We start from the raw sequence: 26,976 nt of genomic DNA, 5'->3' as shown, positions 1-26,976 counted from the left end.
ACATCGAACACGACGCGCCGCTGACACCTCCCCATCTCATGTACTGGTGCTGTCGGTTCTCGTGGACAAAGCCGTGGGTAGCGGGTCGACCTGGACGAGTCTCACGCCGTCATGTGCCCGCACGGCCGGCGGCGATGCGGTGTCGAGCGCGTCCAGGACGCGGATCGCGTAAGCCTCGTCGGCGAGTTCGGTGACCTCGGCGCGGGTGGCCCAGCGAAGGGCGTAGGTCTCGTCTCCCGTGGTCGGTGTGCCGTCGATGGCCTCGCAACGGAAGACGAGCGAGACGACCAGACCCGGCATGTTCTTGTACACGCCGGTGAGGGTGGCGGGGAGGGCGATCTTGAGGCCCGTTTCCTCCAGGACCTCGCGCTGAAGCGCTTCGGGGACCGTCTCGCCGGGCTCAAGGATGCCGCCCGGTGGTTCCCACTGGCCGTTGTCGCGTCGCTGGATGAGCAGGGCCCTGCCCTCGTGGTCGACGATGACTCCGGCGACGCTCACGGAGTGGGGGCGCTCTGCGGTACTCACGGTCCTCGGCCCCCTCGGCTGCCTGACCGGCCGCCTTGGCCGTGTCGGCTGGTGCTGTCGTGGCACCGCATGCGAAAAGCCCCGCAGGGGTGGCTGCGGGGCTTTCGGTCGGTGCGCGCTCGGCAGGATTCGAACCTGCAACCTTCTGATCCGTAGTCAGATGCTCTATCCGTTAAGCTACGAGCGCCCGCTTTCGGGCATTAGCGGCCCGGCTGCGTTGCGGGCACAACTTTACATGACCCTCCGCGCCAGGTGAAATCCGATTCCCGCACCCCCGCCGACCTGCGCAAACCCGTGGTCCACCGGGCATGCAGAGAGCCCGCGCCGTACGGCACGGGCTCGCTGGTCGGGTGGCGGAGGCGGAGGGATTTGAACCCTCGATGGGGGGTAAACCCCAAACCGCATTAGCAGTGCGGCGCCATAGACCAGACTAGGCGACGCCTCCCGCACATCTGCCGGTCAAGCAGGTGTGTGCAGATGATGGCACAGGCGGCAGGGCCGCTGCCAATCGCACCTACCGTACCGGTCACCGGGCCGTGGGGGCAAAGGGCTTGTCGGGGTGTGGGGTCGGGGCGAAGGGGAGGAGGCGGGGCGGAGCGGGCATAGCATCGGTGTACGGGCCGTTTCGGTTCGTAGGCCTGTGGTCACGATGCGACAGCACCGCTGGGAGGCGCACGATGGCGTCCGTCCGCCGGAAGGTCCGCGGCGCCCGCGTGAGCATCTGGCTCACCGGGCGGGCGAAGGTGCGGCGCAGGGGGTACGCGCCTGCCGTGGGGGAGGCCGGCGGGCTGGATCTGGGGAAGATCGTCGCGGCCACCGTGCGGTTGCTCGACGCCGAAGGGCTGGGGCGGCTGTCGATGCGCCGGCTCGCCGCTGAGCTGGGCGTCACGGCCATGTCCGTCTACTGGTACGTCGACACCAAGGACGAACTCCTGGAGCTGGCCCTCGACCACGCCTACGCCGAGCTGGACCTCCCCGCCGAGGACGGCGGCGACTGGGCCGCCCAGCTCCGGCAGCTCGCGCACGAGCACCGGCGCATCCTCGTCGCGCACCCCTGGGTCTCCCGGCTCGCCGGCGAGTATCTCAACGTCGGGCCGCACGCCATGGCCTGCGTCGCCGCCGCGCAGCGCGCGATGCGGCGGGCCGGGTTGCCGGAGGAGTGCCTGACGGGCGGGCTCTCGCTGCTGTTTCCGTTCTCGTACGGGTTCGGGGGCGCGGGCGGGCGCCTGGCGGAGCTGGGCGAGGATTACGGTGCGTTCGTACGGGCCCTGCGGGAGCATCCCGAGTACGTGCAGCCGCCCGCCGCGGGTGCGTGGGCGCCGGGCCTCCCCCCGCCCCCCGAGCCAGGACCCGACGGCCCCGCCGCCGACGTTCCCGCCCCCGATGTCCCCGTCGTCTCCGGGCACGAGCAGCGTGACCGCGACTTCGCCTTCGCCCTTGAGTGCGTCCTCGCCGGTATGGCCGCCATGCGCGACCGCGTCGCCGAGCAGGTCCGGCCGACCATCACCCCCGCGTGAGTTCCTCGACCCGCCGCTCCGCCGCCCCCGTCTGCTGCAGGCCGCTGCGCGTCCGCAGCGCGACCTCCTTGATGCACGCCACCATCACGAACGCCAGCAGCGCCGCCGGCGCCGCGTACAGGAAGATGTCCGCCAGACCGTGCCCGTACGAGCTCTCCACCACCGTCCGCACCGGCACCGGCAGCTCCGCGAGGTTCGGGATCGCCGTGCCGTCGCCGCCCGCCTCGCCGGCGGCGCGGGCCGGCGGGATGCCGAGGTCGTGGAGGCCGTCGCGCATGTAGCCGGAGATGCGGCCGCCGAGGATCGCGCCGAGGGCGGAGACGCCGACCGCGCCGCCGAGGGAGCGGAAGAACGCGACCGCCGAGCTGGCGGCGCCGAGGTCGGCGGGGTCGACCTGGTTCTGGGTGCAGAGCACCAGGTTCTGCATCATCATGCCGATGCCCGTGCCGAGCGCCGCCATGTAGATCGCGATGTGCCAGTAAGGGGTGTCGTAGCGCATCGTGCCCAGCAGGCTGAGCCCCGAGGTGAGCAGCAGCCCGCCGGCGACGAGCCAGACCTTCCAGCGGCCGGTACGGGTGATGACCCACCCCGAGATCGTCGACGACAGGAAGATCCCCATGATCATGGGGATGGTCAGCAGGCCCGACTTCGTCGGGCTCTCGCCGCGCGCGAGCTGGAAGTACTGGCTGAGGAAGACCGTCGCGCCGAACATCGCGATGCCGACGAAGAGGGACGCGAGCGAGGCGAGGGTGATGGTGCGGTTGCGGAAGAGGCGTAGCGGAAGGACCGGCTCCGGCACCCAGGTCTCGACCCACAGGAACGCCAGCCCCAGCGCGACCGCGCCGCCGGTCATCGCGAACGTCTGCCAGGACAGCCACGCGTACGACTCGCCCGCCAGCGTGACCCAGATCAGCAGCAGCGAGACGGACGCGCTCATCAGCATCGCGCCGCGCCAGTCGATCGACACCTTCTTGCGCACCACCGGCAGCCGCAGGGTCTTCTGGAGTACGACGAGCGCGAGGATGGCGAACGGGATGCCGATGTAGAAGCACCAGCGCCAGCCCAGCCAGCTGGTGTCGGTGATCACGCCGCCGAGGACGGGACCGCCGACGGTGGCGACGGCGAAGGTGGCGCCGAGGTAGCCGCTGTAACGGCCGCGTTCGCGCGGGGAGATCATCGCGGCGAGGATGATCTGCGCGAGCGCGCTGAGGCCGCCGACGCCGATGCCCTGGACGACGCGGCAGGCGATGAGCATGCCCGTGCTCTGGCTGAGGCCGGCGACGATCGATCCTGCGACGTAGATCACGAGGGCCGACTGGACCAGGAGCTTCTTGCTCGCGAGGTCGGCGAGCTTGCCCCAGAGGGGCGTGGAGGCGGTCATCGCGAGCAGGGCGGCGGTGACGACCCAGCTGTACGCGCTCTGCGTGCCGTCGAGGTCCGCGATGATCCGGGGCAGGGCGTTGCTGACGATGGTCGAGGAGAGGATGGCCACGAACATGCCGAGCAGCAGGCCGGAGAGGGCCTCCAGTATCTGCCGGTGGGTCATGCCGGGAGATTCGGCTTTAGTTTGTTGCACTAAGCAACAGTATGACGAATGGTTGCCGAAGGCAATCGACGTCGGGTCGGTGCCGGCGCGGGCGAGCGGAAGGGGGGCTTCCCCCCGCTGACAGGCGTCCGGGGCGTTCGCTAGTGTCCTGCCCCATGGCTCACAATCCGCAAGGTCAACAGCCCGATCCCCACTACGACCCGGCCGGGAGCACGCAGATGTTCCGCGCGTTCGTGGACGAGGGCGGCGGCCCGCAGGCGCGGGGGCCGCAGCAGCCGGCGGCCGCGGCGGCGAGTTCGGGGCCGCGGGTGGGGATGATCATCGGGATCGTCGTCGCGGTGGCGGTGCTGGCGGGAGTGGTGTGGCTCGCGGTGGGATGAGCCGGGAGCCGGGGCCTGATCCGAGGGCCGGGGGCCTGAATTCGGGGTCCCGGGCGCTGAGTTCGCGTCCCCGCGTACGGAGTCCGCGCCGCGCGCTTCCGTAGTGCCCGCCGGGGTCAGGGGGCGTTTACGCCGCCGTCTCGCCTTCCCGCGCTTCCGTAGACGCGGCTTACGGCGCCGTCTACGGGATCCGGGCGTACGGCGTACGAGCTGGGGCCGGCCCCGCGCCGGCCCCGTCGTCAGTCCGCGATCAGCCCTGCCCGAAGCTGCGCCAGCGTCCGCGTCAGCAGCCGCGACACGTGCATCTGCGAGATGCCCACCTCGTCGCCGATCTGGGACTGCGTCATGTTCCCGAAGAACCGCAGCATGATGATCCGCCGCTCCCGCGCCGGGAGTTGAGCCAGCAGCGGCTTCAGCGACTCGCGGTACTCCACGCCCTCAAGCGCCGTGTCCTCGTACCCGAGGCGGTCCGCGAGCGAGCCCTCGCCGCCGTCCTCCTCCGGGGCCGGGGAATCGAGGGAGCTGGCCGTGTACGCGTTGCCCACGGCGAGGCCGTCGACCACGTCCTCGTCGGACACCCCGAGGTACTGGGCGAGCTCGGGCACGGTCGGGGAGCGGTCCAGCTGCTGCGCGAGGTCGTCGCTCGCCTTGGTGAGCGCCAGGCGCAGCTCCTGGAGCCGGCGCGGGACGCGCACGGACCAGCTCGTGTCCCGGAAGTAGCGCTTGATCTCGCCGATGACCGTGGGCATGGCGAAGGTCGGGAACTCGGTGCCGCGCTGGCAGTCGAACCTGTCGATCGCCTTGATCAGGCCGATCGTGCCGACCTGGACGATGTCCTCCATGGGCTCGTTACGGCTGCGGAAGCGGGCCGCGGCGTAGCGCACGAGGGGCAGGTTCAGCTCGATCAGGGTGTCGCGCACGTACGACCGCTCGGGGCTGTCCCCGGGGGGCAACTCGGCGAGGCGGAGGAAGAGGGCGCGGGAGAGCGTACGGGTGTCGATGCTGCCGGAGGGGGCGGCATCGGGCTCCGGGGCGGCGTCGTCCGCCGGGGCGGCGGGGGCCGGGATGGCCGGGGCGGCGGCGTCGGGCGGGTTCTGGGGTGCCGCGGCCCCGAGGGGTGGTGGCGGTGCCGGTGGCGCCGGGGCGTGGCCGGCGGCGGCCGGGCCGGGGGACGGGCCGCCCGGGGACGGGTCCAGGATGCGGTCCGGGCCCTGGGCCGTGGCGGCCGGGGCGTCGGGGAAAGCCGCTTGTGCGCCGAGAGGCGCGACTTCGGTGAGCATCTGCGAGCTGCCCAGTTCTGCGGACATGCCACCCCCTTGAGGTCGCGGACGGTTCCAGGCCGCCCCTCCCCTTGCCCCGGCGGGAACCTGGACTCCCGCCGGACCGCCGAGAGAAGCAGCCTCCGACTGACTTACCGGGTGCCGGGGCATGCCAAACACCGTTCCAGCAGAATGTCACAAGTCGGCAACGCGCTGTAGCGCCAAGTCGACATATACGCGCAGATACGGAGCCTGCGCGTCAGGGATGACCTCGAAGAGTCCTACCCGATCCGGTTAGGAATCGATCCGGTTTGCGGATCGCAGCCGTGCGAAGCTGCGCGACAGCAGCCGGGAGACGTGCATCTGGGACAGCCCGAGCTCGGCGCTGATCTGCGACTGGGTCATGTTGCGGTAGTAGCGCAGCATGAGGATGCGCTGTTCGCGCTCCGGCAGTTGGACGAGGAGGTGGCGTACGAGGTCGCGGTGCTCGACGCCGGCCAGCGCCGGGTCCTCGTACCCGAGCCGGTCCAGCAGGCCCGGCATGCCGTCGCCCTCCTGGGCGGCTTCGAGGGAGGTGGCGTAGTACGAGCGGCCGGCCTCGCGGCAGGCCCGCACCTCCTCCTCGCCGATCTTCAGGTGTGCGGCGATCTCGGCGGTGGTGGGCGCGCGGCCGTGCCGTACGGTCAGGTCCTCGGTGGCGCCGCTGACCTGGGCCCACAGCTCGTGCAGCCGGCGGGGGACGTGGACGGTGCGCACATTGTCCCTGAAGTAACGTTTGATCTCGCCGATCACGGTGGGCATGGCGAAGGTCGGGAACTGCACGCCGCGGGCCGGGTCGAAGCGGTCGATGGCGTGGATGAGGCCGATGGTGCCGACCTGGAGGACGTCCTCCATGGGCTCGTTGCGGCTGCGGAAGCGGGCGGCGGCGTAGCGCACGAGGGGGAGGTTGGCCTCGATGAGCGCGGTACGGACGCGGGTGTGCTCGGGGGTGCCGGGTTCGAGCGCGGTGAGCTCGGCGAAGAGGGCGCGGGTGAGGGCGCGGGAGTCGGGTTTGCGGGGGGCGTCGGGGTCGCCGGGATCACCGGAGTCGCCGGCTTCGCCGGGGGCGGGGTCGGGGTCGGACGCCGCTGCGGGCTCGGCGCGGGCGGCCGGGGGTCCCGGGGCGGCCGACGCGGAGGCGGGGGCGGCCGTGGCTGCCGTCGTGGAGGCCGGGGCCGGGGCGGGTGCTGGGGGCGAGGCCGGTGCCGGGGGAGAGTCCGGGCTGGAGGCGGGTGGACCGGGGGCGGGCGGGGCCGTACGAGCGGACAACGGCTGCACCACACCACCACCCCTTCGCGACCACGTGACGTACGACCGGCGCCACGGCGCGTAGCGCAGACGGGCCCGGCAAAATCCGGAAAAGCGGTCATAGCATCACAAGAGATGCGCACTCTGTGCAAGCACCGTAATTTGCCGTGTTGGCGGCCAGTTGGCCGCCGCCACGTGCCCGGGACGGGGGCCGTTCGGCCAGGCAGGAGGGCTGATCGCGTACGGGCGTACGGGGCCGATCGCGTGGTCGGCGATCACCCGGGTGGGCAGCCGCCGCGGGGCGGCGGCCCCGGGCGGGCAACGCCCCGCGTCACTCCGAGGAGGAGGCGTCGTCGAGCAGGTCGGACATCACGTTCCCGATGGCCCTGGCGAGCTCCGATATCCACTCGAAGACGACCTGCACGAGGTCGGCCGCCTGCGAGGGGGAGCTGATGATCGAGTAGATGGCGAAGAGCCCGAGGAGCCCCAGCGCTATCTTCTTGTAGTCCACGAGCGTCGATGCCTCCCCTGTGCGGCACACGCCCGTTCCCACTCTCTCCCCAGGCGCAGTCGCATGATTCTATCCGCGCTTGGAACCGTACCCATGTTTTATGGACTAAAGGCCCGGTCACAGGGGGCTTTTGCGTCTCCCGCCCGCGGCCGTGCGCGGCGCAGCATGGACGGTGAGCCCCGCCGGGTCTGCAGGACCCCGGCAGGCTCGGGGCGGGCCCTCTGCGCGTCCACCGCGGCTACTCCCCCCTCGCTGCGGCGGGTCGTAGGGCCCGCCCTCCGCGGGGGGAGGCGGCCGGTTCCCCCCGGGGCCGCCTCCCCCTCCGCCGTCCGCCTGCGGCGCGGGCGTTCGCCATCGGGCTCCAGATGCCGGCGGCCTTTCCGTGGATGGAGTCCTGCCCGGACGGCTCGTACACGCTCTGGCTGCGCGATGCCGCCGTCACCTCCCGGGCCACGGCGGACTACGGAAGCCTCGGCGTCGAGGAGGCGAGCACCGCGGTCACCCGGGTCTTCCTCGGCGGTGTGCTCGCGACGTGAGCCTGATGCCCGTCCGCCGGGTCAGGCGCCGACGCCGCGTTCGGCGAAGACCTCGCGGACCACGCGGATGGCATTGAGCGCTCGGGGGAATCCCGCGTACGGGACGGCCTGGATGACGCTCTCGACCACCTGCCGGGGCGACAGGCCCACATTCAGCGCAGCGTTGACGTGCACCTGTTGCTGCGGCGCAGTGTCACCGAGGCCGATGAGGCCGCCCAGGGTGACCAGTTGCCGCTGGGGCAGGTCCAGCCCGGGCCGGGAATATACGTCGCCGAACGTGAACTCCACGATGTACCGGCCGAGATCCGGCGCCACGTCCCGAAGGGACTCGATCACCTCCAGACCGTGTTCGCCGTCGATCCGGACCAGCATGTCCTCGCCGCGCCCGTAGCGGTCGCCGCCCGGGTCCACCACGATCGGGTCGATGCGCTCGTGTCGTTCCTCGAAGACCGTACGGGCGGTGGTCAGCGCATTCAGCGCGCGCGGCAGGCCGGCGAACGGAACCAGCTGGATCAGCGCTTCGACGATCTGCGCCGCGTCGAGTCCGGAGTGCAGGCCGGCATCGATGTGAAAGTGCAACTGCGACGCGGTGTCCCCGGCGGCGGCGAGTGCGGCGACGATGACCAACTGCCGCTGTACGACATCCAGTCCGGGACGGGAGTGTACGTCGCCGTACGCGAACTCGACCACGAAGCGCCCGAGGTCGGGCGCGATGTCGTCCAGGGCCTTCACCGAGGCGAGGGCGTCCGGACCGGCGACCTGCTTCATCCGCGCCAGGCCGCGCGCGTACCGCATGGTTCCGCCCTCCTCGTGCGCGCCGGCCGGCTTCGCCGCGACGAGGGATGCCGCCACGGCGCCGGCGCCGCCGGCGAATGAGTAGCGCAGCAGCGCACGCCGTCCTTCGGGCTTACCCTCCGGTATCTCCATCCTTCTCCTCCAGAACTCGTTCGTAGTGCGCGATCTTGTCTTCGATGGCGGCGAGGCTGCGCCTCACGGCCTCGTGCTCGCCTCGGACCCGGGTCTCATGCCGGCGCAACAGCTCCAGCCGGTCCCGGACGGTGGCGTCCCCGCCGCGTCGCAGCTTGGCGAAGAGCAGCATCTGGCGGATGGGCATCGCGGTCGTTCTCAGCCGCAGCAAGAAGGCCAGCCAGGCCAGGTCCGACTGCCGGTAGCGGCGGTGTCCGTCCGGTGCCCGGTCAACGGGGTCGATGAGCCCGATGCGTTCGTAGTAGCGGAGCGTGGTGGGCTTCAGCCCTGTCTGCTCCGACGTCTCGGCGATGGTCAGGACCTTCTCGGTCTGCATGGTGGTCATGCAGCGGACGCTAGGGGTTGTAGTGCACTCCAAGGCAACCGCGAGGGCTAAGAAGTCAGCCGGTCACCTCGAAGACCGCGGAGTCGCCCCAGGTCGCCGTGTACAGCTCGCCGGCGCTGTCGAGACCGAGCGCCACCGGGGAGTCGAGATCGCGCATCACGGACTCGGCCGAGCCGTCGGCGCGTACGAGTTTGATCTCCCCGGCTGCGCGGTCGGTCACGAACAGGTCCCCGTCGGGGTCGACGACGATGCCCACCCCCGGGCCCGCGACCTCCTGGGAATGGGCCTGCGGCCGACCCCCGGGTCGGATGCGGGCGATGCCGCCGTCATAGTTCGCGACGTACACGGTGCCGTCCGCGTCCGCGGCCACGCCCACCGGCGTGCTCAGGCCCCCGGCCAGCCGGCTGGTCATGCCCTCCGGGTCGACCCGGATGATCTCGTCGCTCGCCCGGTTGGCGACGAGTAGGTTCTGCCCCGGATCGAAGGCGATACCGGTGGGGGTGTGGAAGCCTGCGGCGAACTCCGTCTTCTCACCCGCGGCGGTGGACCTGTAGACCACGTCCGCGCCGTAGTCGGCGACGTACAGCGCGCCCGATTCGTCCACCGCGAGACCCGCAGGCGCGTCCAGCCCGTCGAGATAGGTGGAGCGCCCGCCGTCCGGGCTGATGCGTTCCACCGTGCCCGCAGACCAGTTCGAGACGTACATCGCACCGTCCGGGCCGAATACCAGGCCGGTGGGGGACGAGAAGCCGGTGTGGCCGGCCTTCGTCTCCCGCATGCCGGCCGAGGGGGACTCCGTGCCACGTTGCGGCACGTCCCCTCCGCCGCCGCACGCCGCAGCGGCTGCGGCGGCGGGCAGAAGGCCGCCCGCGATGAGTCTCGTCAGGATGGGGCGCATGATCACCTCGTGCTGAAGGGGCTGCGACGGTGCAATCCCGGCAACATACGAGTTGCAGCGCGCTACAACGCAAGCGCCAAAGTCGCCGGCAAACGCCGCGGGCAGCGGGGTTTCTACCGATGCAGAGCCCGCGGCAAAACCCACACCCAAGCCCTCCTCCGCCCTCGCCCGCCACCGCATCAGCGTCCTGTTCGCAACGCTCCGCGACGGCACCTTCTACGAACCCCGGACACCCCAGACCGCTTGACGAAAGACATAAAGGCACCCCGCGCCGGGGTCCTGGGGCGTGTCCGGCGGCTGTGGGCCGTCGTACGGCGCGGACTCGGATGTGGCCGCCCGCAAGCGCCCCGGGGGTCACGGCTGGTTGGTCATCCCGTTGACCGGTGTGCGGACGGCTGGCCGGGAGACCTCGTCAAGCCGGGCGCGGGCCTCGGGCGGTAGCTCGAAGTCCAGCCCCTGGAGGTTGCCTTCGAGTTGCTCCACGGTGCGGGGGCCGACGATGACGGAGGTCACGTCCGGGTGCCGCCGCACCCAGGCCAGCGCGACGGCTGTGGGGGTGGTGCCGAGTTCCGTGGCTGTCCTCTCCACCTCGTCGGCGATCGCGAGGTTGGGCTCATTGAGCAGGCCGGCGGCCCACGCGCGGGCCATGGGCAACGGCGATGCCTGCAGCCGGCCCATCCGGGTGTCCGCGTCCGGTGCGGCACCGCTGCGGTACCGGCCGGTGAGCACCCCTCCGCCGAGCGGTGACCAGACCAGTGTGCCGAGGCCGTGGCGGCGGCAGACCGGCAGGATCTCCGTCTCGATGGTTCGCGCGAGCAGCGAGTATTGCGGCTGGAGGCTGATGAAGGGCGTGGCGCCCGTCCGCTGGGCCGCCCACTGAGACTCCACGATCTGGGCGGCGCTGAAGTTCGAGCAGCCTGCGTAGCGGACCTTGCCGGAGCGAATGAACCCGTCGAGCGTCGCGATGGTCTCCTCGATGGGCGTCGCCTCGTCCCACTGGTGGCACTGGTAGAGGTCGACGTAGTCGGTGCCGAGGCGATGCAGGCTCGCCTCTAGTGCCCGGGTCAGATGCGCCCGCGACAGTCCTCTCTCATTGGGGCCGGGTCCCTGGGGCAGGTACGCCTTGGTGGCCAGCACGACGGAGTCCCGCTTGCCCTTGAGCGCTCGGCCGACGATCCGCTCGGACTCGCCGCCGGCATAGCCGTCGGCGGTGTCGATGACGTTGCCGCCGGCGTCCAGGAAGGTTCCGACGATGCGCGTGGCCTCGGCCTCGCCGCAGCTTGCGACGCTACCGCCGGTGCCGAAGTTCATGGTTCCCAGACAGGCCGAGGACACGTGGAGTCCTGACCGGCCGAGCGTTGCGAACTGCATCGTCTGGACCTCCTGTAGTATCGGAACGCACGTTCCGGAACCGCACGTTACGGAACACCTGTTCCGCTTGTCAACCGGGGCAAGGAGACGATGACCGACGACACGCGGCCAAAGCGCGCCGACGCACAGCGGAACCAGGCCCGGGTCCTGGAGGCCGCCGAGGCCGTCCTGGCCCGTGACGGGCTGTCCGCCTCGATGCGCACGATCGCCGAGCAGGCGGGGGTCGGACTGGGCACGATCTACCGGCACTTCCCCACTCAGGCGGCCCTCTACCAGGCGGTCATCATGGACCGAGTGCAGCGCCTCGTCGCCGAGGCGGGCCGGCTGGCGGCCGCGGCGGAGCCGGGTCCGGCGTTCTTCGCGTTCTTCGACGGCATCGTGGAGAACGCGACCCGCAAGAAGGTCCTCGCCGACGCGGTCGCCGACGCCGGCCTCGATCCCAAGGCCGGGACGGCGGACGTCGCCGCGGACATGCGGGCGGCGATCGCCGGGCTGCTGGCCCGGGCCCAGGCGGACGGCGCGGTCCGCGAAGACCTGCAGATGGCCGAGTTGCTGGCGCTGCTCAGCGCGACCTGCCTCGCCGCGGAGCGCAACCAGTGGAGCCGCGAGCTGCGCATCAGAACCCTGGCCGTCGTCTTCGACGGACTCCGCCGCACACCGCACGACAACGAGTGAGTTCCTCAGCCAGTTGTGATCGGCGATCGCGGCGAGGTCGGCTGCGCGGAGCCGGCCGACCAGGTCGTCGTGACGACAGGCGGTGATCTCTGAGCCGCGGGCCGGGAGAGCGGCGGAGGTTCACAGCAGCCGCCCTTTGATGTAGGTCAGGGCGATGACCAGCAGCCGCTTCGTCGTCGAGTTCACCTTCGGCGACGTGTACTCCCGGGCCGGTCTGGATCTGCCCCGGCGACAGCTCGTCACGCTGGGCGGCCTTCGCCATGCTCTGCGGCGTCGCCCCACTGCCCGCCTCATCCGGCCGAACCCACCGCCACCGCCTCAACCGCGGCGGCGACCGGGCCGCGAACGCGGCCCTCTACCGGATCGTGCTCTGCCGCCTGCGCGGCGACCCACACACCCGCACCTACATGGAACGACGAACCAAACAGGGCCTGTCGAAGAAAGAGATCATCCGCTGCCCCAAACGGTTCGGCGCCCGCGAGATCTACCACGTCCTGACCACCACAAACACCACAACAGCGGCCCGAGGCACCTCACAACCGCTGCCTGACATCCATAGGAGCATCCCACCTGTCCGGGCGCGCTCCGGCGGTCAGCGGACATCCACGCCTCCTCCCCGCGGGAGCGACGGCGGGCCGTGGATGCCACCTGTCCTCTCCGGTCTCACCCGGCCGTGCTCGTGGTGCGGCGGTGGGTGGAGCGGCGGTCGTCGATGGCGGCCCAGCGGTCTCCGTAGACGACTTCCTTGATGCCGGGCTCCTGCAGGAAGTCGTGCGGGAATCCGAGCGATACTGCGCTGGCCTCGTCGAGCCGCGCCACGGCGTCGGCGTCCAGTTCGACGTCGACGGCCGCGACGTTGTCGCGGAGCTGGCTCTCGCGGGTGGCGCCGACGATGGGGATGATGTTGCCGGGGCGGCTGCGCAGCCAGGCGAGCGCCACCTGCGCCGGGCTCCAGCCGCCCTGCCCGGCGATCTCCAGTACGGCGGCGACGACCTCCTCCTCGTTGTGGTCCGACCGGTTGTCCCAGTCGTGGACGTCCAGGCGCCCGTTCTCGCCGCGGTGGTACTTGCCCGTCAGCTTGCCGGCCGCCAGCGGGCCCCAGGCCAGCACGGCGAGGTCGAAGGCGCGCGCCTGCGGCAGCAACTCGCGCTCGGGGGTGCGCTCCAGCAGGTTGTAGCGCATCTGGGAGCCCGCGAAGGGCGTCCAGCCTTTCAGCTCGGCCAGCGTGCCCGCCTGCGCGATCTCCCAGGCGGGCCAGTCGGAGACGCCGACGTAGAGCACCTTTCCGGCCCGTACAAGGTCGTCGAGGGCCCGCATCACCTCCTCGACCGGGGTGAAGTTGTCCCGGGCGTGCACCCACAACACGTCGACATAGTCGGTGCGCAGCCGCCGCAGGCTCGCTTCCACCGACTGGACGAGGTTCTTGCGGTGGCTGCCGGCCGCGTTCACATCACCCGGTCGGGTGGCGGAGTTGTACTTGGTGGCCAGCACGAAGCGTGCGGCACACGGCTGCCCGGCGCTGCTCTTCTTCATCCTGTTCGCACGCCAGCTCGGCGGCGTAGTCGCGCAGCAGGTCGTGCAGGACGAACCTGCCCGGCGCACGCTCGTCGAGCACGCTGGCCCGCGTCAGCTCACGCAGCAGAACGCGAGTCTGAGGCAGCCCGGTACTGGCCAGGGCGGCTGCCGCGCCGGTGCTCAGCTCCGGCCCGGGGTGCAAACCGAGCAAACGGAACAGCCGGGCAGCGGGAGGGCTCAGAATGCGGTACGACCAGGAGAACACCGTCCGTACGTCCGCGATCAGCTCGCTGCCGACCCACTCGGGCAGCCCGTCCGCCAGTGCGCCGAGCGTGATGCCCGGACGGGCGGCCAGGTGAGCGGCGGCCAGGGCCAGGGCCAGCGGCAGCCGCACACATCCGTTCACGACATCGGCCACCGCCCCCTCCCGGCCTTCCAACTGCTCGTCCGCCAGGCGCCGGACGAGCAGTTGCCGCGCCTCTTCGGTGCTGAAGGGCTCCAGCACGATCTGGTCCGCGCCGGTGGCGGCCACCAGGTCGGGAAGCTGACGCCTGCTGGTGATCAGGGTGGCGCAACCCGAGGCTCCAGGGAGCAACGGCAGTACCTGATCGGCGTCGCGGGCGTTGTCGAGGATCACCAGGATCCGCCGGCCCGTCAGCAGGCTGCGGAACAGTCCGGTACGCGCGTCGGTGCCTTCGGGGATCTGGCTGTCCGGGATTCGCAGCGCCTGCAGGAAGCCGCGCAACGCCTCGGCCGGCTCGGTGGGGCTGTCCGCCGCCGCGAAACCGCGCAGGTTCACGTACAACTGCCCGTCGGGAAAGCGGTCCGCCACCCGATGTCCCCAGTGGAGCGCCAGCGCGGTCTTCCCCACCCCGGCGGTACCGACCACGGCACTGATCGCCGCACCGGAAGACACTTCCCCCGCGACCGGCAACAGGCGCTCCAGACGACACAGATACGTCTCCCGGCCAGTGAACCCGGCCACGTCCGGAGGCAGTTGCGCGGGCCGAATGGCGGGCAGGGCGGCGAGAGGCGGTGCCTTGGGCTCCTCCGCCCCGGCCGGGGGGACGCCGGGCTTCTGCTCTTCGGACGGGGGGGCCTGCGGATCCGGACCCTGGTCGAGGCCAGGGCTCCGGCGGAGGATCTGCTCGTGCAGCCGGCGCAGCTCCGGGCCGGGCTCCTCGCCGATCTCCTCGACGAGCGACCGGCGCGCCCGGGCGTACACCTGGAGGGCGTCGGCCTGCCGCCCGGAACGGTAGAGCGCCAGCATCAACTGCCCCGCCAGCGGCTCCGCCAACGGGTGCTCCACGACCTCGGCCGACAAGCCCGCCACCGACTCCGCATGCCGGCCCAGCTCCAGCTCCAGGTCGTACCGCTCGGTCAGCAGCGTGACCCGCTCACGCTCCAACCCGGTCCGCACCTGCTCCGCCCACTGACCGCGCAGCCCGGCCAGCGGCGTGCCGCGCCACAGCGCGGTCGCCTCGCCGAGCAGTTGCAGCGCCCGCTCCGGGTCGCCGGCCCGTTCCGACCGTCCCTTGCCGGCCAGTGCGCGGGCGCGTAGCAGATCGACGCTCTCGGGGGCGATGTCCAGCACATACCCGCCGTCGCCACGGCGCAGCACCGGCACGTCCGGGTCCTCCCCCGAAGCCTGCCGCAACAGCCGGCGCAGCCGGGAGACATAGCTGTAGAGCGCATCGCGCGCGACGTCGGCTGACTCGTCGTGCCAGGCGTGCCTGATCAGCATCTCCACCATGACCGGCCGGCCCGGGGACATCGCCAGCACGGCCAGCACGCACCGTTGCTGCGGCGGCCCCAGTGCGTACAGCCGACCGTCCGCCCCGCGCAGCTCCACGGGGCCCAGCAGTCGCAGTTCGGTCACTCCGTCGATCCTCCCGTTGCTCTGCTGCCGCTCGTCGGGCTACTGCAGTGTGGGCGCCGCCGCTCTGGGGCGTCTCCGACCGGACAGCCCTGATCGGTGATGCGGGGTTGGCTCGCCGCCCCGGGGCGGCGCACGGTCGTCTTCTGAGTGGGTGGTGTCCTCGGCACGGCACTACGCAGTCCGGCTGCGGCGGTAGTCAACGTCGTCTGTTACCTAGTGTGATGCGTCCCGGGGGCCAAACGCCCCGGACGATGAGGAGACCGTGACCAAAGAAGAACAACCGTCGTCCATCACACTGCCGCGTGCGCGTGCTCACCTCACCGGTCACCACGGCGCGGCAACAGGTATCGGGCTTGCCCGGCTCCGGCCTCGTACAGGACCGGATGTGGGCACCGAGACGGGGCCCGGCAGCTCGCCGAGGCCGTCGAGTTGGTCGCGCGGCACGCGGAGGCGGTGGCCGAGCGGCCCCAGGTGTTCGTAAACCTGGTGCCCGACCACGTGATCGTGCACCGGATGCACCCGATATCCGCCGAGCGCACCCTCGTGGAGTGCGACCGGCTCTACGACCGGTCGGTGGTGGAGTCCGGACAGGACCTGACCCGTTTGGTGGAACTGTTCCACCGGGTCAACACCCAGGACCTCGCCGCCTGTGGGCGCACCCAACCGGCCATGGGCTCCCGGGCGTACCCCGACGGGGGCGTGCTGGTGCCCAGCGAGCACCACATCGGTGGGTTCCACGCGTGGGTGCTGAGCAGGCTGGGAATTCAGGCGGGCGCCGGCCGGGTCGGGAGGGTGAACGGGGGACGGGGGGCGCCTGCCCCCGCCCCGGGGGCAGATGGACCGAGGGCCACGTCCACGACGCCAACCGGTTCGTCCGTCCACCCGTCCACCGTCCGCCCGTCAGGAGAACCCCTCCGGCATGTGCATCTTCCCGCCCCCGTGCGGCCCGCCGGCCACGTAGACCGTGGACCCGGTCATGAAGGAGAACGCATCGGCCTGCGCAAGGGAGACGACCGAGCGTGCGATCTCTTCCGGCGTCGCCAGGCGTTCCATCCCGTCCACGTTGAGTGGACCCCAGGCTTCCTTGAACTCCTCCCACTGCTCGTCGGAGATGCCCTCGAGACGCACCAGCGCGGTGTCGGTGGTGCCGGGCAGGATCGCGTTGACGCGGATTCCCCGGGTTCCGTAGTCGAGCGCCGCCGTCTTGATGATCCCGTCGATGGCGTGCTTGCTGGCGGTGTAGGCGGTGCCCGCGGGGCGCACCGAGCCCGAGGAGGTGCAGATGATGACACCGCCGCCGGTCCTGAGCATGTGCGGCACCTGGTATTTGATCGACAGGAAGACGCCGCGGGCGTTGGTGCGGTGGACGTCCTCCCAGGTCTCGAGATCGAGTTCGTGCAGGGGCGCGGTGCGGGTGATGCCCGCGTTGTTGAACGCCACGTCGATCCGCCCGTAGATGCGCACGGTGTCGTCCACGAACTTCTTGACCTGTTCGGGGACGCGCACATCGGCCCGCAGGTAGGTGGCGTCTCCTCCCGCGGCACGGATCTCGCTCTCGACCTTCCTGCCCAGTTCCGTGCGGCGTCCGCAGAAACTGACCTTGGCGCCCTCCGCGGCGAAGGCCCGGGCGGTCGCCTCGCCGATGCCGGAGGTGGCGCCGGTGATGAGAACCACCTGGTCGCGGAACCTGCCCGGTGCGGTGTCGTCCGACGCGGCCCCGGTCCCCGCCGGGGTACTGTCCTCGGCCGCCGTGCTGCCGGCGGCGCGTGCGCTGGCGATGGTTCCCGCACCCGCCGCGCCCACCGTGGCCGCACCCAGCACGGCGCCGAGTACGGCCCGGCGCCGCGGCGGGGCGTCGTCCTCGGCCGCGCCGCCCGGCCCGGCGCCGATCGCCCCGGCGCTGTCCGGCTGGCGCACCGCTCCTGTCCGCTCGATGTCATCGCTGGTCACGGGGGCCTCCTAGGCAACTGATGTGTTCACGCGCTGTCGCACCGCGGTGCCGTGTGCGCCGTTCGCGTCGTCGCCTCGCCAGCCTCACCCCGGAGCGCTCAGGGCACCTCCTGCGGCCGGCCCGAGCGCCTGGCCAGTAGCAGGAGATGCCGTCCTCCAGCAGGAGGAGGGCGCGCGCGGAGGCGGCTCGTACAGTGGGGCGCATGGTCCGGGTGCTGTTGCGCTGGGAGTTCGCGGGTGACTTCAGGGCCCTGCGGCTCGTGGTGCTGCCCTTGGTGCCCGGGTTCCTCCTGCTGCACACCCCCGGCCGGCAGCCCTCGCCGGTGGACTGGGCGCTCGGTCTGAGCGCGGCACTGCTGAGCCTGGCCTCCGGTCGGATCCCGCTGACGGTGACCGTGGGGCAGTCCGCCCTCGTCGCGATCACCAGCGCGTTCGCGGACGCCAGCCCGGTCATCGTGAAGGTCATGGCCAGCGTCGCCCTGCTGGAACTCGCGGTGCGGCGCTGGGGAGTACCGACGATCTGCGGCGCAGCCTCGTTGACCGGTGCCTATGTCGTGGCCATCGCTGACACGCCGGTGTCCGCCCTGGCCTCGCTGGGCTACAAGGTGGCCTTGGTGCTGGGTGCGCCGGTGCTGCTGGGCGCGTATGTGCGGTCGTTGCAGGACGTCGCCCGGCTTGCCAGGCAACACGCCGCCGAGGAACGGATCCGGCACGAGGCCGGTGTCCGCGAGGCCCAGCTCGCCGAGCGGACCGTGATCGCCCGCGAGCTCCACGACATCGTCGCCCACCACATGGCGGCGATGGTGCTCCATGTCGGCGTCGCCCGTCATGTGATGCCGCGCCTCGAACCCGCCGTCGGCCAGGTCCTCGACGACGTCCACCGCGGCGCCTCCACCGCCCTGACCGACCTGCGGCGCCTGGTCGCGGTGCTGCGCGACCCCGACAAGGCACCGGCCCACCCCGAGACCCGGCTCGTCGATCCCGCCGAGCTGCCGACGGAACTCGACGCCCTGATGGAGCGCGCCCGCACCGCCGGAGTCCCCCTCACCGCTTCGGTCGATCCGGCCGTGGCCGGCCTGGACGCGGTACGGGCGCTCACCGTGGTGCGGCTCGTCCAGGAAGGGCTCACCAACGTCGTCAAACACGGCGATCCGCAGCGACGCGCCGGGGTGCGCGTCGGCTTCACCGGCAGCGGGGAAGTCCAGGTGGAGGTGTGCAACGAGGGCACCTTCCCGCTGCCGAACGGCAGCCCCGACTCCTACGGCCTGGCGGGCCTGCGGGAACGGGTCGCCCTCACCGACGGTCGGCTCCACGCGGGCCCGGCCCGTGACGGGTGGCGGCTGGCCGCGACCCTCCCGGCAACGCCGAGCAGCCCGGCAGAGAACGCCGCGCCCCCCGCCCCCCGTGGATCGGAGCAGCAGCCGTGATCCGTCTCCTGATCGTGGACGACCAGCAACTCGTCCGCGCCGGCCTGCGGATGCTGTGCGCGTCCGCCCCCGACCTCAGCGTCGTCGCGGAGGCCGGCAACGGGCAGGAGGCCGTTCGCCAGGCGCGCGAGGCGGTGCCCGACGTCGTCCTGATGGACCTGCGCATGCCCGGCATGGACGGCACCGAGGCGACCCGCCGCATCCTCGCCGAACGCCCCGCGACCCGCGTTGTCGTCCTCACCACCTTCGACGACGACGAGCACCTGTACCCGGCCCTGGCCGCCGGGGTGTCCGGCTTCCTCGCCAAGGACTCCACCCCGGTCGAACTGCTCGCTGCGATCCGCCGCGCCGAGGACGGCGACACCCCGTTCAGCCCCGGCGTCCTGCGCCGCCTGGTCAACGAGGCCCTGCGCACCCGCCAGACCACCCGGCCCTCTGGTCACGTCGCGCCCGCCCTCCCCGACTTCACCGCGCGGGAACAGCAGGTGCTGACCCTCGTCGCCTCCGGTCTGTCCAACGGCGAGATCGCCGAACGGCTCCATGTGGGCGTCACAACGGTGAAGACGCACGTCGCCAGCCTGATGATGAAGACCGACGCCACCAACCGCGTCCGCCTGGCCGTGTTCGCCGCCCAGCACGACCTGGCCCACCCGGCTGACGTGGCGAACCACGTCGTCACCGGACGGCCGCCGCATGTCAGGCCGCCCCACGTCAGCAGGTGTTTGTGATCCCTGGCCGTGAGGTGGGTACGGCTGGATGATCTGGTTCGTGGAGGGCTGGCGGGACGGCTCGGCGGTACTGCCGGGAGTGTGGTGATCCACTGCCGCAGACGAGGGCGGCGGAGACGGTGTTCTGCTCGGGGCGGTGCAGGTCACGGCGGTGGCGGAGGCTTCAGCGGACCCGGCAGCGGGTGGCTGCGATGCAGCGGGGAAGGCGGGCGGAGCAGCATGCGCATGCGCACACGTCTGCGCCTGCGCACTGGACATTGAACCGCTCTCGGGCGCGAGACGTTGCTCCACCTGATAGGGAGTCATCTGCACATCGAGTCCAGGAGAGATTATGCCTGCAAACGACGGCACTGATCCCCGAATTCAAGATTTTCTTGACACCCTTCCAGGGGAAACTCGGACACTGGTTGAGGAAGGCGCACTAGAGCGCCGGGAAGCAGCGGATCTATTGACCAGGTATCAAACGGTTGCCCGCGAAAGGCATGATGAGATTGTGGCGCTGATCCCGCAGATGGGTGCCGACGACGCAATTTTCGAGGCTGGGCAGCGCTATGATGCCGACAATTTGCAGGATACTCGCCTCAAGACGCTTATCGCCCAGTTCCCGGATATGCGGGATCAAATCGTATCAGGCGGGGCGGAAATAATTCGGCACGTGGATCGCGGGTTGACTGCGCAGGACGCCCTCTACGAGGTGGAAGTTGCACGAGTCGGCTACGATCGTGACCCTGGGTTCCGAGAGGATGTTGAGGCTGCGTTTTCCGCAGGTCTATATGAGACCAGGATCGATGCCGCGATTGATCTTGATCATGCGCGGGATGCGGCGTGGGTACGATCACTGGGAAACGACACCCGGGCCGCTCGCGAGAATTCACTTCCGGAGTATATTCAGGACCGCCGGCAGGACCCGCGCTCCGATACGCCTTGGCAACGTCCCAACCCGCTGCCCGCCTATACTCCACCGCAACCCCCTGCATATCAGCCTATTAACGCTGACGTGGCCCGTCACGCGGTGAACCCGGAACAGCACGACCAGCAGTCCGGGAATCGACATCCTCTTCGCCGGTCGGCACGACTCCTTTCCCGTAACACAAATGGGGCCGGTACACCTCCGTTTCGCCGGTCGGCACGACTCCTTTCCCGTAACACAAATGGGGCCGGTACACCTCCGTACAACCAGCAAAGCAACAGTCAAGGCGGCCGTAGAAGTTCGGGTCGGTGAGCCGGTGACCTCGCCGGTCGATCTGACTTCGTCGTCCACCGCAGCGGCAACATCGGATCCCCGCGCACATCCGGCTCGACCGGCGCAAGCAGTCCGGGCCGCAGCCCGGGACCGAGATCCACGGCCCGCTTGCGCCCGCCGCCCTCCCGCCGGACCCGTCCCAACGGCGCTTCACCGGCCTCCAGTTCAGCCACCCCACGCGAGACGGTGCCCTCGCGGACCCCGGCCGCGCGGGCGACGAGGCTGATCCCGCCATGCCCCAGCGACCGCGCCTGCGCTCCGGCGGGGTATTCCGGCGACCGTCCCGGCTCGATGACCGTGACCGGGGAAGACGCGATGGCGACGAGGTCCGGGAATGCCGGCCTGGTGCCGGGTCCGGTCGACGGCCGGCCGGTGGCACTTCGGCCCGGCACGCCGGCCGCCCGGGCTCATCAAGGTCCCTGACAGGATTCGTCAAGGTCTGGCGGGCACACTTCACCGTCAGGGCTGACAGGCGCTGCAGCCTCGCCCGTCGGTGCTGCCGCACCTGCTTCGCAGCGGAAGCAGCCGTCGCGCCGGGCGCGGGGACGCCGAGCAGAACCGGCCCGGGGCCACGCCCGCATCCTGGTCCCTCTACGCCGCCCGCGAAGGCATGCGGGCGGGCGGCTGAGGTCGTGAGCTGCTCACATACGTGCGGCGGCTGCCGGAGCGCTCGCCCGCTTCATGCACACGTACGAGAGAGTCTGGGGGGTGGCTGTCGATGCAGCCGTTGCACGCCGAGGATCCGGTGGCCTTCGGCCCGTACCGGCTGCTGGCGCGGCTGGGGGCGGGGGGCATGGGGCGGGTGTATCTTGCGCGCTCGGCGGGAGGGCGGACCGTCGCGGTCAAGGTCGTGCGACCGGAGCTGGCCGAGGACGGCGGGTTCCGGCAGCGGTTTCGGCAGGAAGTGGAGGCCGCACGGGCGGTGTCGGGGACGTACACCGCGCCCGTCGTGGACGCCGACACCGAGGGGGCGTTGCCGTGGCTGGCGACGGCGTACGTCCTCGGGCCCTCGCTGTCCGACGTCGTGGAGCGGCACGGGCCGCTGCCGGAGACCACTGTGCGCGCCCTGGGTGCCGGGCTCGCGGAGGCGCTGGTCGCGGTCCACGGCGCCGGGCTGGTGCACCGGGACCTCAAGCCGTCGAACGTACTGCTGACCGCCGACGGCCCGCGCGTCATCGACTTCGGTATCGCCCGCGCCGTCGACGGCGACCACCTGACGAGCACCGGCGTCATCGTCGGCTCGCCCGGCTTCATCCCGCCGGAGCAGGCGAGCGGACAGCACGCCGGTCCCGGGGGCGATGTCTTCTCGCTGGGCGTGGTGCTGGCGTACGCGGCGACCGGGCGGCAGCCGTTCGGTCAGGGCAGCGCGCCCGCGCTGCTGTATCAGGTGGTGCATGCGGATCCCGACCTGAGCGGGGTGCCGGACGGCCTGCGCGGCCACATCACGCCGCTGCTCGCCAAGGATCCGGCGATCCGGCCGGGCCCGGAGCAGGTCGGCGCGGGCTTCGCGGCCGGCGGCGCGGCGGAGCTGCTGCAGTCGTGGCTGCCAGGCCCGGTCGCGTCCACGATCGCGCAGCACGCGGCGTGGATTCTCGACCTGGAGGAGCCGCTGCGGGAAGGCGCCCCCGCGGGCGCCGCAGGGCCGCCGGCGGCGTTCGGGCCGGTTCCGGACGGGGCCTACGACGCGACGAGGCCCGGCGGCGGCACACCGGCGCCCGGCGCCGGGGCCGGGGCCGGGGCCGGCTCCGGATACACCCCGACCGCCTTTACCGCGCCCCGGCCGGATCCCGCCGGGGGCAAGCGGTCCTCCCGGCGGAGGTTCCTGGCCGCCGGGCTCGGCACCGGTGCGCTCGCGCTCGGCGGCGGCGGGCTGGCCGCGTGGCTGCTCCCCGGCGCGGACGGCGGCGGGAAGCCGGACGACGACAAGGACAAGCTGCCCGAGGCGCTGGACGCGGAGAACTTCACCACCCCGCCCGCCGGCACGAGCCCGGAGCCGCTGTGGCGGCAGCGCGCCAAGCCGCTGAGCTTGGCGTACGACGTCGCGCCGCAGGTCATCGACGGCCTGGCCATCGCCATGGGCGACCCGCTGCTCGCGTACGACCCGGTGACCGGCGACAAAAAGTGGTCGGAAGCGGGCATCACACCCGGCTCCGGGATCGTGCACAGCGGCGGATTGCTGTTCCTGCTCAGCGCCGACTACGACGGCGACTTCGTCGGCCTCGACGTCAAGACCGGCAAGGAGGCGTGGCGCAGCCGCCTCGGCGCCGGCTTCACCAACCCGCGGCCCGTCGCCGCCGACGGCAGACACGTCTACGTGATCGCCGAGATCGAGGGCGTGGAAAGCGCCGGGGAAGGCGGCACCGTCGTCGCCGCCGTGGACCTGGAGTCCCGCAAGGTCGTCTGGCGCAAGCAGCGCGACCCGGGGGCGGGTGAGTGGAGCGTGGCCGCGACCACCGACGGGACCTACCTCGTGTATGCCGACGACAACTACAACCTCACCGTCCGCTCCACCGCCGCCGGAAACCAGGTGTGGACCAAGGAGGTCGGCGACGAGATCGCCCAGCGTCCCGCCCTCCACGGCGACAAGGCAGTCTTCGCCAACCAGAGCGAGCGGACGCTGGTCGCCTATGCGCTGGACAGCGGGGACGAACTCTGGTCGGTCCCCTCTGGGCACCCCGGTAACGGCTTCAACCCCTCGGTGAGCGTCGTCGACGGGGTGGTGTACGCATCCGTCACCCGGCACGCGGTCTTCGCCGTGAACGCCGACAGCGGCGAGGTGCTGTGGCGCAACAAGGACGTGTCGCCGATGGAGATGCCGATCAGCTTCGTGCGGGCCGAGGACTCGGTGTACGGCGCCTCGTACTTCGACGGCGGCGGCATCTACGCGTTCGACGCCGAATCCGGCGAGCTGCGCTGGCGATACAACGACGGCGTGAACGACAGCGGCCAGTGGCAGGTGGCAGCGGCGGGCAGCCGGCTCATCGCCGTCCACACAGACAACATCTACGGCCTTCCCGCCGTATGACGGGGGCGGGGGCCGGCCTCATCTGGGAGGCGGGTGACGGCCCGGACGACGATGACGGGCTATCAGGCGCGCTCGTACCGGCCAACGGAGACCAAAACTGAGACCACCACCACGAATGCCGGGCCCGTCGCGGGCCCGGCATTCGTGTTTCTGCTCTTCAGCGGCGGTAGCGGTGGGATTTGAACCCACGGTGGAGTTGCCCCCACACTCGCTTTCGAGGCGAGCTCCTTCGGCCGCTCGGACACGCTACCGCCACGCAGCTTAGCCCACCCGCCGCCGTGAGCAGAAATCGTTACGGGCGCGGGCCGTCCGGGGCCGGGGCGGTGCGGAAGAAGGCGGTGAGCAGGGCGGTGGCGGGTGGGGCCAGGACGTGGGGGATGACCTCCGGGCGGTGGTTCAGGCGGCGGTCGCGGAGGACGTCCCAGAGGGAGCCCGCCGCGCCCGTCTTGGGGTCGCGGGCGGCGTAGACGACGCGGTCGACGCGGGCGAGGACCGCGGCGCCCGCGCACATCGTGCACGGCTCCAGCGTGACGACCAGCGTGCAGCCCGTCAGCCGCCAGCCGCCCAGCTCCGCCGCCGCCGCCCGCAGCGCCAGGATCTCCGCGTGCGCCGTGGGATCGCCCGTCGCCTCCCTCTCGTTCCGGGCGCGGGCCAGGATCCTGCCCGTGGGCGGTGCCTCGATCAGCGAGGCGTACGAGTCCCCCGACGCGTCCACCGGACCCACGACCACCGCGCCCACCGGCACGTCACCCGTCTCCAGGGCGCGCTCCGCCTCCGCCAGGGCCGCGCGCATCGGCGGTGCCCACAGCTCCTCGTACGGGCCGCTCTCCCCTTCTCCGCCGGGCTCGGTCAGCGGACCGCCTCCAGGACGTCCGCCGCGCCGAGCATCTCGGCGATCTCGTTGACCGCATCGCTGTGCAGCGCCAGCAACTGCTTCTCCGAGACCCCGAGGTCCTCCAGCAGCTCCGTGTCGCCCACCGGGCCCGCCGGCGTGCCGGGCGGGGCGTCCGGGTCGGCGTCGGCGTCCGCGCCGGAGCCGCCGGCGGCGTCCGGCTCGCCGTCCTCGGTGCCGTCCAGGTCCGTCAGGCTGTCCAGGGCGCTGTCGTCCTCGGGCTCCCGGCCGAGCAGCTCGGGGGTGAGCAGGATCTCCCCGTACGCGCTGCGCGCGGCCCCCGCGGCGTTCGAGACGAAGACGCGCGGGTCGTCCTCGCCGTCTATACGGATGACGCCGTACCAGATGCCCTCCTGCTCGAGCAGCACCAGCACGGTCTCGTCGTCGTCGGCCGTCGCCTCGCGGGCGAGGTCGGCCAGGTCGTCCAGCGTCTCCACGTCGTCGAGCTCTGTATCGCTCGCTTCCCACCCGTCTTCGGTGCGCGCGAGCAGTGCGGCGAAGTACACCGTGACTCTCCCACTGGTCCTAGGTGTGCCGGGCCGGGTGGTCGAGCTTGCCTGCTCTCTCCCCCCGACCAGGGGCGGGGGACCCGCCCTCACCGGAATCGTGACAGAAACCTGCGCTGTCTGCGGGGTCTTCCGCTGTGCGTCGTGAATTGGGCCGTCGCGCGGCCCCCGTTCCGCCGCTCATCGGCCGTCTACCAGCGAAAGGTGCGCATGCGGTGGACATGCCGACGCCGCGCCGCCCGGGCGCGCCGCGGCTGGACGCGCGCCCGCAGCGCCTCGGCTTCGTGCAGGTCGCGCAGGAAGGCGGCGCGGCGCCGGCCGCGGTCGTCGGTGGTCTCGGCCAGCGGATCACCGCTGCGCAGATCACGATCCGGCATCACACACCTCCAGCGTCCGAGCGGGCCGGGCGGACATATCCGCCTTGCACCCGGTTGGCGGTTGTGTACGCACCGCGGCCCGTTTCTCCACGCGTACCCCCTGGCCCCCACGGGTATCCGTGCCCGGCCGGGTCTCGGATAGATTCGGGAGCATGCGGATTCACGTGGTCGACCACCCCCTGGTGGCGCACAAGCTCACCACGCTGCGCGACGAGCGCACGGACTCTCCCACCTTCCGGCGGCTGGCCGACGAGCTCGTCACGCTCCTCGCGTACGAGGCGACGCGCGACGTCCGCACCGAACAGGTCGACGTGCGCACCCCCGTCGCGCAGACCACCGGTGTGCGGCTGGCCCGTCCCAAGCCGCTGATCGTGCCGATCCTGCGCGCCGGGCTCGGCATGCTCGACGGCATGATGCGGGTGCTGCCGACGGCGGAGGCGGGCTTCCTCGGGCTGATACGCGACGAGGAGACCCTGCAGCCCAGCACGTACGCGAACCGGCTGCCGGAGGATCTGTCCGGCCGGCAGGTCTACGTCCTGGACCCGATGCTGGCCACCGGCGGCACCCTGGTCGCGTCGATCCGCGAGCTGATCCGGCGGGGCGCGGACGACGTCACGGCGATCTGCCTGCTGGCGGCGCCGGAGGGGACGGACGCGGTGGAGCACGAGCTGGCGGGCGCGCCGGTGACGGTGGTCACGGCGGCGATGGACGAGCGGCTGAACGAGGCGGGGTACATCGTGCCCGGCCTGGGCGACGCCGGCGACCGGATGTACGGGACCGCCTAGCGGCGAGCCCGGCCGGGGACCGCCGGGCCGGCAGGCGCCGGGTCAGCGACCGCCGGGTCGGCGGGTACCCCGTGGTGCCCCGTGCCGCGGGCTGCCGCGGGCGTCCTCAGTCGCACGCCCCCGGCTTCGCCTTCGCCGGGGCCGCCAGCGCCTTCAGCGCCGCCTTCGCCTCCGCCGGCTTGGCCAGCCCGCGGAACTCGTCGCCGATGATCAGATCGACCACCGCGCCCTTGCGCTCCACCGCCTTCGGCTCCGCCTGCGCCAGTTGCGTGCCCAGCACCTTCAGCTCGCCGTCCACGGTCCCCGGGGCGCCGAGCAGGACGCCCTCGCCGGGTACCTTCTTGTCGTACGCCGCGGGCGCGTTGTCGACCTTGCCGATCTTGAAGCCGCGCTTCTCCAGCTCGTCGGCGGTCTTCTGCGCGAGGCCGGTCCTGGCGGTGGCGTTGAGCACGTTGACCTCGACCCGGCCCGGGGCGGGCAGCTCGGCCGGCTTCCCGCCGGGACCGCTCTCGGGTCTCTTGCCCTCGCCGGACTTCGCGCCGGTTTCCCCGGCGCCGCAGTCCTCGGGCGTACGGGCCTGCACCGCCTTCTCCTCCTCGTCGCCGCCCGTGAAGGCGTCGACGAGTTGCAGCGTGCCCCAGCCGGCGAGCGCGACCGCGAGCACGGCACCGAGCAGGATCAGCACCCTCCGGCGCCGGCGGCTTCGCCGCATACGCGGATATTTGGTGCCCTTGATGCGGTACGGCCCGCCCATCTCGGGGGGCGTCAGCATGCTCATGGCGGCAGCGTAGTAGCCGGAAGGGGCCGTGCCTACTAAATGATCTACGGGGTG

Annotated in this window: 26 protein-coding genes, 3 tRNA genes and 4 pseudogenes; 12 read left to right on the top strand and 21 right to left on the bottom strand. The window is 71.6% G+C overall.

The genetic code is table 11. The features are described 5' to 3' along the window. Positions 1-36 precede the first annotated feature (36 nt). The 3 genes from OG946_RS16900 to OG946_RS16890 form a co-directional block, all read right to left on the bottom strand. The gene (locus OG946_RS16900) at positions 37-498 is read right to left on the bottom strand and encodes an NUDIX hydrolase (RefSeq protein ID WP_326800276.1); all 462 of its coding nucleotides are present in this window, start codon (positions 496-498) and stop codon (positions 37-39) included. 141 nt (positions 499-639) lie between these two features. Then, a tRNA-Arg gene (locus tag OG946_RS16895) sits at positions 640-712 on the bottom strand. 164 nt (positions 713-876) lie between these two features. Then, positions 877-970: transfer RNA gene (locus OG946_RS16890), tRNA-Ser, on the bottom strand. Between the two features lie 232 nt (positions 971-1,202). On the opposite strand from OG946_RS16890, the gene OG946_RS16885 reads away from it, so the two are divergent. After that, on the top strand, positions 1,203-2,042 hold the full coding sequence (locus tag OG946_RS16885) for a TetR/AcrR family transcriptional regulator (RefSeq protein WP_326796921.1): 840 nt from the start codon (positions 1,203-1,205) through the stop codon (positions 2,040-2,042). Here the strand turns inward: OG946_RS16885 and OG946_RS16880 are convergent. After that, positions 2,029-3,588, bottom strand: a complete 1,560-nt coding sequence (locus OG946_RS16880) for an MDR family MFS transporter (RefSeq protein WP_326796920.1) — start codon at positions 3,586-3,588, stop codon at positions 2,029-2,031. The two genes, OG946_RS16885 and OG946_RS16880, sit on opposite strands and share 14 nt — an antisense overlap. Positions 3,589-3,743: 155 nt before the next feature. Here OG946_RS16880 and OG946_RS16875 point away from each other — a divergent pair, with 155 nt between their 5' ends. Beyond that, on the top strand, positions 3,744-3,968 hold the full coding sequence (locus OG946_RS16875; protein WP_326796919.1) for a hypothetical protein: 225 nt from the start codon (positions 3,744-3,746) through the stop codon (positions 3,966-3,968). A 239-nt stretch (positions 3,969-4,207) separates the two neighbouring features. Here OG946_RS16875 and OG946_RS16870 read toward each other — a convergent pair whose 3' ends face one another. The 3 genes from OG946_RS16870 to OG946_RS16860 all read right to left on the bottom strand — a co-directional run bounded on the left by OG946_RS16870 (position 4,208) and on the right by OG946_RS16860 (position 7,025). Beyond that, the gene (locus OG946_RS16870; protein WP_326796918.1) at positions 4,208-5,275 is read right to left on the bottom strand and encodes an RNA polymerase sigma factor SigF; all 1,068 of its coding nucleotides are present in this window, start codon (positions 5,273-5,275) and stop codon (positions 4,208-4,210) included. 246 nt (positions 5,276-5,521) lie between these two features. Next, positions 5,522-6,535: an RNA polymerase sigma factor SigF gene (locus OG946_RS16865; protein WP_326796917.1), complete on the bottom strand. Its 1,014-nt coding sequence runs from the start codon at positions 6,533-6,535 to the stop codon at positions 5,522-5,524. A 310-nt stretch (positions 6,536-6,845) separates the two neighbouring features. After that, entirely contained in the window at positions 6,846-7,025 is a 180-nt protein-coding gene (locus tag OG946_RS16860; RefSeq protein ID WP_326796916.1) for a hypothetical protein, read from the bottom strand. A gap of 386 nt (positions 7,026-7,411) precedes the next feature. Between OG946_RS16860 and OG946_RS16855 the strand changes: the two genes are divergently transcribed. Continuing rightward, positions 7,412-7,561, top strand: a complete 150-nt coding sequence (locus OG946_RS16855) for a hypothetical protein (protein WP_326796915.1) — start codon at positions 7,412-7,414, stop codon at positions 7,559-7,561. Positions 7,562-7,582: 21 nt separating this feature from the next. Here the strand turns inward: OG946_RS16855 and OG946_RS16850 are convergent, their stop codons facing one another. From OG946_RS16850 to OG946_RS16840, 3 genes are read right to left on the bottom strand one after another with little or no spacing between them, the layout of a single operon-like run. Further along, positions 7,583-8,488, bottom strand: a complete 906-nt coding sequence (locus OG946_RS16850; RefSeq protein ID WP_326796914.1) for a carboxymuconolactone decarboxylase family protein — start codon at positions 8,486-8,488, stop codon at positions 7,583-7,585. Beyond that, positions 8,469-8,873, bottom strand: coding sequence for a MerR family transcriptional regulator (locus tag OG946_RS16845; protein ID WP_326796913.1), 405 nt, complete (start codon positions 8,871-8,873; stop codon positions 8,469-8,471). Before OG946_RS16845 ends, OG946_RS16850 begins: the two co-directional genes overlap by 20 nt. 55 nt (positions 8,874-8,928) lie before the next feature. Beyond that, on the bottom strand, positions 8,929-9,651 hold the full coding sequence (locus tag OG946_RS16840) for a Vgb family protein (RefSeq protein WP_326796912.1): 723 nt from the start codon (positions 9,649-9,651) through the stop codon (positions 8,929-8,931). 231 nt (positions 9,652-9,882) lie between these two features. On the opposite strand from OG946_RS16840, the pseudogene OG946_RS16835 reads away from it, so the two are divergent. Beyond that, positions 9,883-10,018: pseudogene (locus OG946_RS16835) on the top strand (IS110 family transposase); the annotation flags it as partial. 107 nt (positions 10,019-10,125) lie between these two features. Here the strand turns inward: OG946_RS16835 and OG946_RS16830 are convergent. Next, positions 10,126-11,142 carry an aldo/keto reductase gene (locus OG946_RS16830; RefSeq protein ID WP_326796911.1) on the bottom strand — a complete coding sequence of 339 codons (1,017 nt, stop codon included), beginning with the start codon at positions 11,140-11,142 and terminating at the stop codon, positions 10,126-10,128. Positions 11,143-11,232: 90 nt separating this feature from the next. On the opposite strand from OG946_RS16830, the gene OG946_RS16825 reads away from it, so the two are divergent. Further along, positions 11,233-11,817 (top strand): TetR/AcrR family transcriptional regulator, encoded by a 585-nt coding sequence (locus OG946_RS16825; protein WP_326796910.1) that lies wholly within the window; start codon positions 11,233-11,235, stop codon positions 11,815-11,817. Positions 11,818-11,937: 120 nt separating this feature from the next. Here OG946_RS16825 and OG946_RS16820 read toward each other — a convergent pair whose 3' ends face one another. After that, positions 11,938-12,060 carry a hypothetical protein gene (locus OG946_RS16820; protein WP_326796909.1) on the bottom strand — a complete coding sequence of 41 codons (123 nt, stop codon included), beginning with the start codon at positions 12,058-12,060 and terminating at the stop codon, positions 11,938-11,940. On the opposite strand from OG946_RS16820, the pseudogene OG946_RS16815 reads away from it, so the two are divergent. Beyond that, a pseudogene (locus tag OG946_RS16815) lies at positions 12,045-12,317 on the top strand (transposase); the annotation flags it as partial. The gene OG946_RS16820 and the pseudogene OG946_RS16815 sit on opposite strands and share 16 nt — an antisense overlap. 163 nt (positions 12,318-12,480) lie before the next feature. On the opposite strand, the gene OG946_RS16810 reads toward OG946_RS16815, so the two are convergent. Continuing rightward, positions 12,481-13,350: an aldo/keto reductase gene (locus tag OG946_RS16810; RefSeq protein ID WP_326796908.1), complete on the bottom strand. Its 870-nt coding sequence runs from the start codon at positions 13,348-13,350 to the stop codon at positions 12,481-12,483. Beyond that, on the bottom strand, positions 13,268-15,211 hold the full coding sequence (locus tag OG946_RS16805) for an AfsR/SARP family transcriptional regulator (protein WP_326796907.1): 1,944 nt from the start codon (positions 15,209-15,211) through the stop codon (positions 13,268-13,270). The genes OG946_RS16810 and OG946_RS16805 overlap by 83 nt, the downstream gene beginning before the upstream one ends. Positions 15,212-15,667: 456 nt before the next feature. Between OG946_RS16805 and OG946_RS16800 the strand changes: the two are divergent. After that, positions 15,668-15,973 (top strand): annotated as a pseudogene (locus OG946_RS16800) (SRPBCC family protein); the annotation flags it as partial. 138 nt (positions 15,974-16,111) lie between these two features. On the opposite strand, the gene OG946_RS16795 reads toward OG946_RS16800, so the two are convergent. Further along, a complete protein-coding gene (locus OG946_RS16795) occupies positions 16,112-17,161 on the bottom strand; it encodes an SDR family NAD(P)-dependent oxidoreductase (protein WP_326796906.1) in 1,050 nt (349 codons plus the stop codon). A 203-nt stretch (positions 17,162-17,364) separates the two neighbouring features. Here OG946_RS16795 and OG946_RS16790 point away from each other — a divergent pair, with 203 nt between their 5' ends. The 3 genes from OG946_RS16790 (at position 17,365) to OG946_RS16780 (ending at position 20,538) form a co-directional block, all read left to right on the top strand. Further along, on the top strand, positions 17,365-18,588 hold the full coding sequence (locus OG946_RS16790) for a sensor histidine kinase (protein WP_326796905.1): 1,224 nt from the start codon (positions 17,365-17,367) through the stop codon (positions 18,586-18,588). Continuing rightward, on the top strand, positions 18,585-19,316 hold the full coding sequence (locus OG946_RS16785) for a response regulator transcription factor (RefSeq protein ID WP_326796904.1): 732 nt from the start codon (positions 18,585-18,587) through the stop codon (positions 19,314-19,316). Before OG946_RS16790 ends, OG946_RS16785 begins: the two co-directional genes overlap by 4 nt. A gap of 331 nt (positions 19,317-19,647) precedes the next feature. Continuing rightward, complete coding sequence (locus tag OG946_RS16780; protein WP_326796903.1) at positions 19,648-20,538, top strand: hypothetical protein; 891 nt, start codon at positions 19,648-19,650, stop codon at positions 20,536-20,538. 17 nt (positions 20,539-20,555) lie between these two features. Here the strand turns inward: OG946_RS16780 and OG946_RS16775 are convergent. Further along, positions 20,556-20,816: pseudogene (locus OG946_RS16775) on the bottom strand (ISAzo13 family transposase); the annotation flags it as partial. A 461-nt stretch (positions 20,817-21,277) separates the two neighbouring features. On the opposite strand from OG946_RS16775, the gene OG946_RS16770 reads away from it, so the two are divergent. Further along, the gene (locus OG946_RS16770; RefSeq protein ID WP_326796902.1) at positions 21,278-23,584 is read left to right on the top strand and encodes a serine/threonine-protein kinase; all 2,307 of its coding nucleotides are present in this window, start codon (positions 21,278-21,280) and stop codon (positions 23,582-23,584) included. A 164-nt stretch (positions 23,585-23,748) separates the two neighbouring features. Here the strand turns inward: OG946_RS16770 and OG946_RS16765 are convergent. From OG946_RS16765 to OG946_RS16750, 4 genes are all read right to left on the bottom strand, one after another. After that, positions 23,749-23,835: transfer RNA gene (locus OG946_RS16765), tRNA-Ser, on the bottom strand. Between the two features lie 41 nt (positions 23,836-23,876). Then, positions 23,877-24,377, bottom strand: coding sequence for a nucleoside deaminase (locus OG946_RS16760; protein WP_326796901.1), 501 nt, complete (start codon positions 24,375-24,377; stop codon positions 23,877-23,879). A gap of 56 nt (positions 24,378-24,433) precedes the next feature. Beyond that, positions 24,434-24,982 carry a tRNA adenosine deaminase-associated protein gene (locus OG946_RS16755; RefSeq protein WP_326796900.1) on the bottom strand — a complete coding sequence of 183 codons (549 nt, stop codon included), beginning with the start codon at positions 24,980-24,982 and terminating at the stop codon, positions 24,434-24,436. A gap of 191 nt (positions 24,983-25,173) precedes the next feature. Continuing rightward, positions 25,174-25,359, bottom strand: a complete 186-nt coding sequence (locus OG946_RS16750) for a hypothetical protein (protein WP_125939077.1) — start codon at positions 25,357-25,359, stop codon at positions 25,174-25,176. Between the two features lie 152 nt (positions 25,360-25,511). Here OG946_RS16750 and upp point away from each other — a divergent pair, with 152 nt between their 5' ends. After that, complete coding sequence (gene upp, locus OG946_RS16745) at positions 25,512-26,144, top strand: uracil phosphoribosyltransferase (RefSeq protein WP_047016662.1); 633 nt, start codon at positions 25,512-25,514, stop codon at positions 26,142-26,144. A gap of 106 nt (positions 26,145-26,250) precedes the next feature. On the opposite strand, the gene OG946_RS16740 is transcribed toward upp, so the two are convergent. Next, on the bottom strand, positions 26,251-26,916 hold the full coding sequence (locus tag OG946_RS16740) for a LytR C-terminal domain-containing protein (RefSeq protein WP_326800275.1): 666 nt from the start codon (positions 26,914-26,916) through the stop codon (positions 26,251-26,253). Between the last annotated feature and the right edge of the window lie 60 nt (positions 26,917-26,976).

It is taken from the genome of Streptomyces sp. NBC_01808 (assembly GCF_035917395.1).
In the GTDB taxonomy this organism is placed as follows: Bacteria; Actinomycetota; Actinomycetes; order Streptomycetales; family Streptomycetaceae; genus Streptomyces.
This window is presented reverse-complemented; position numbering and strand designations above follow the sequence as displayed.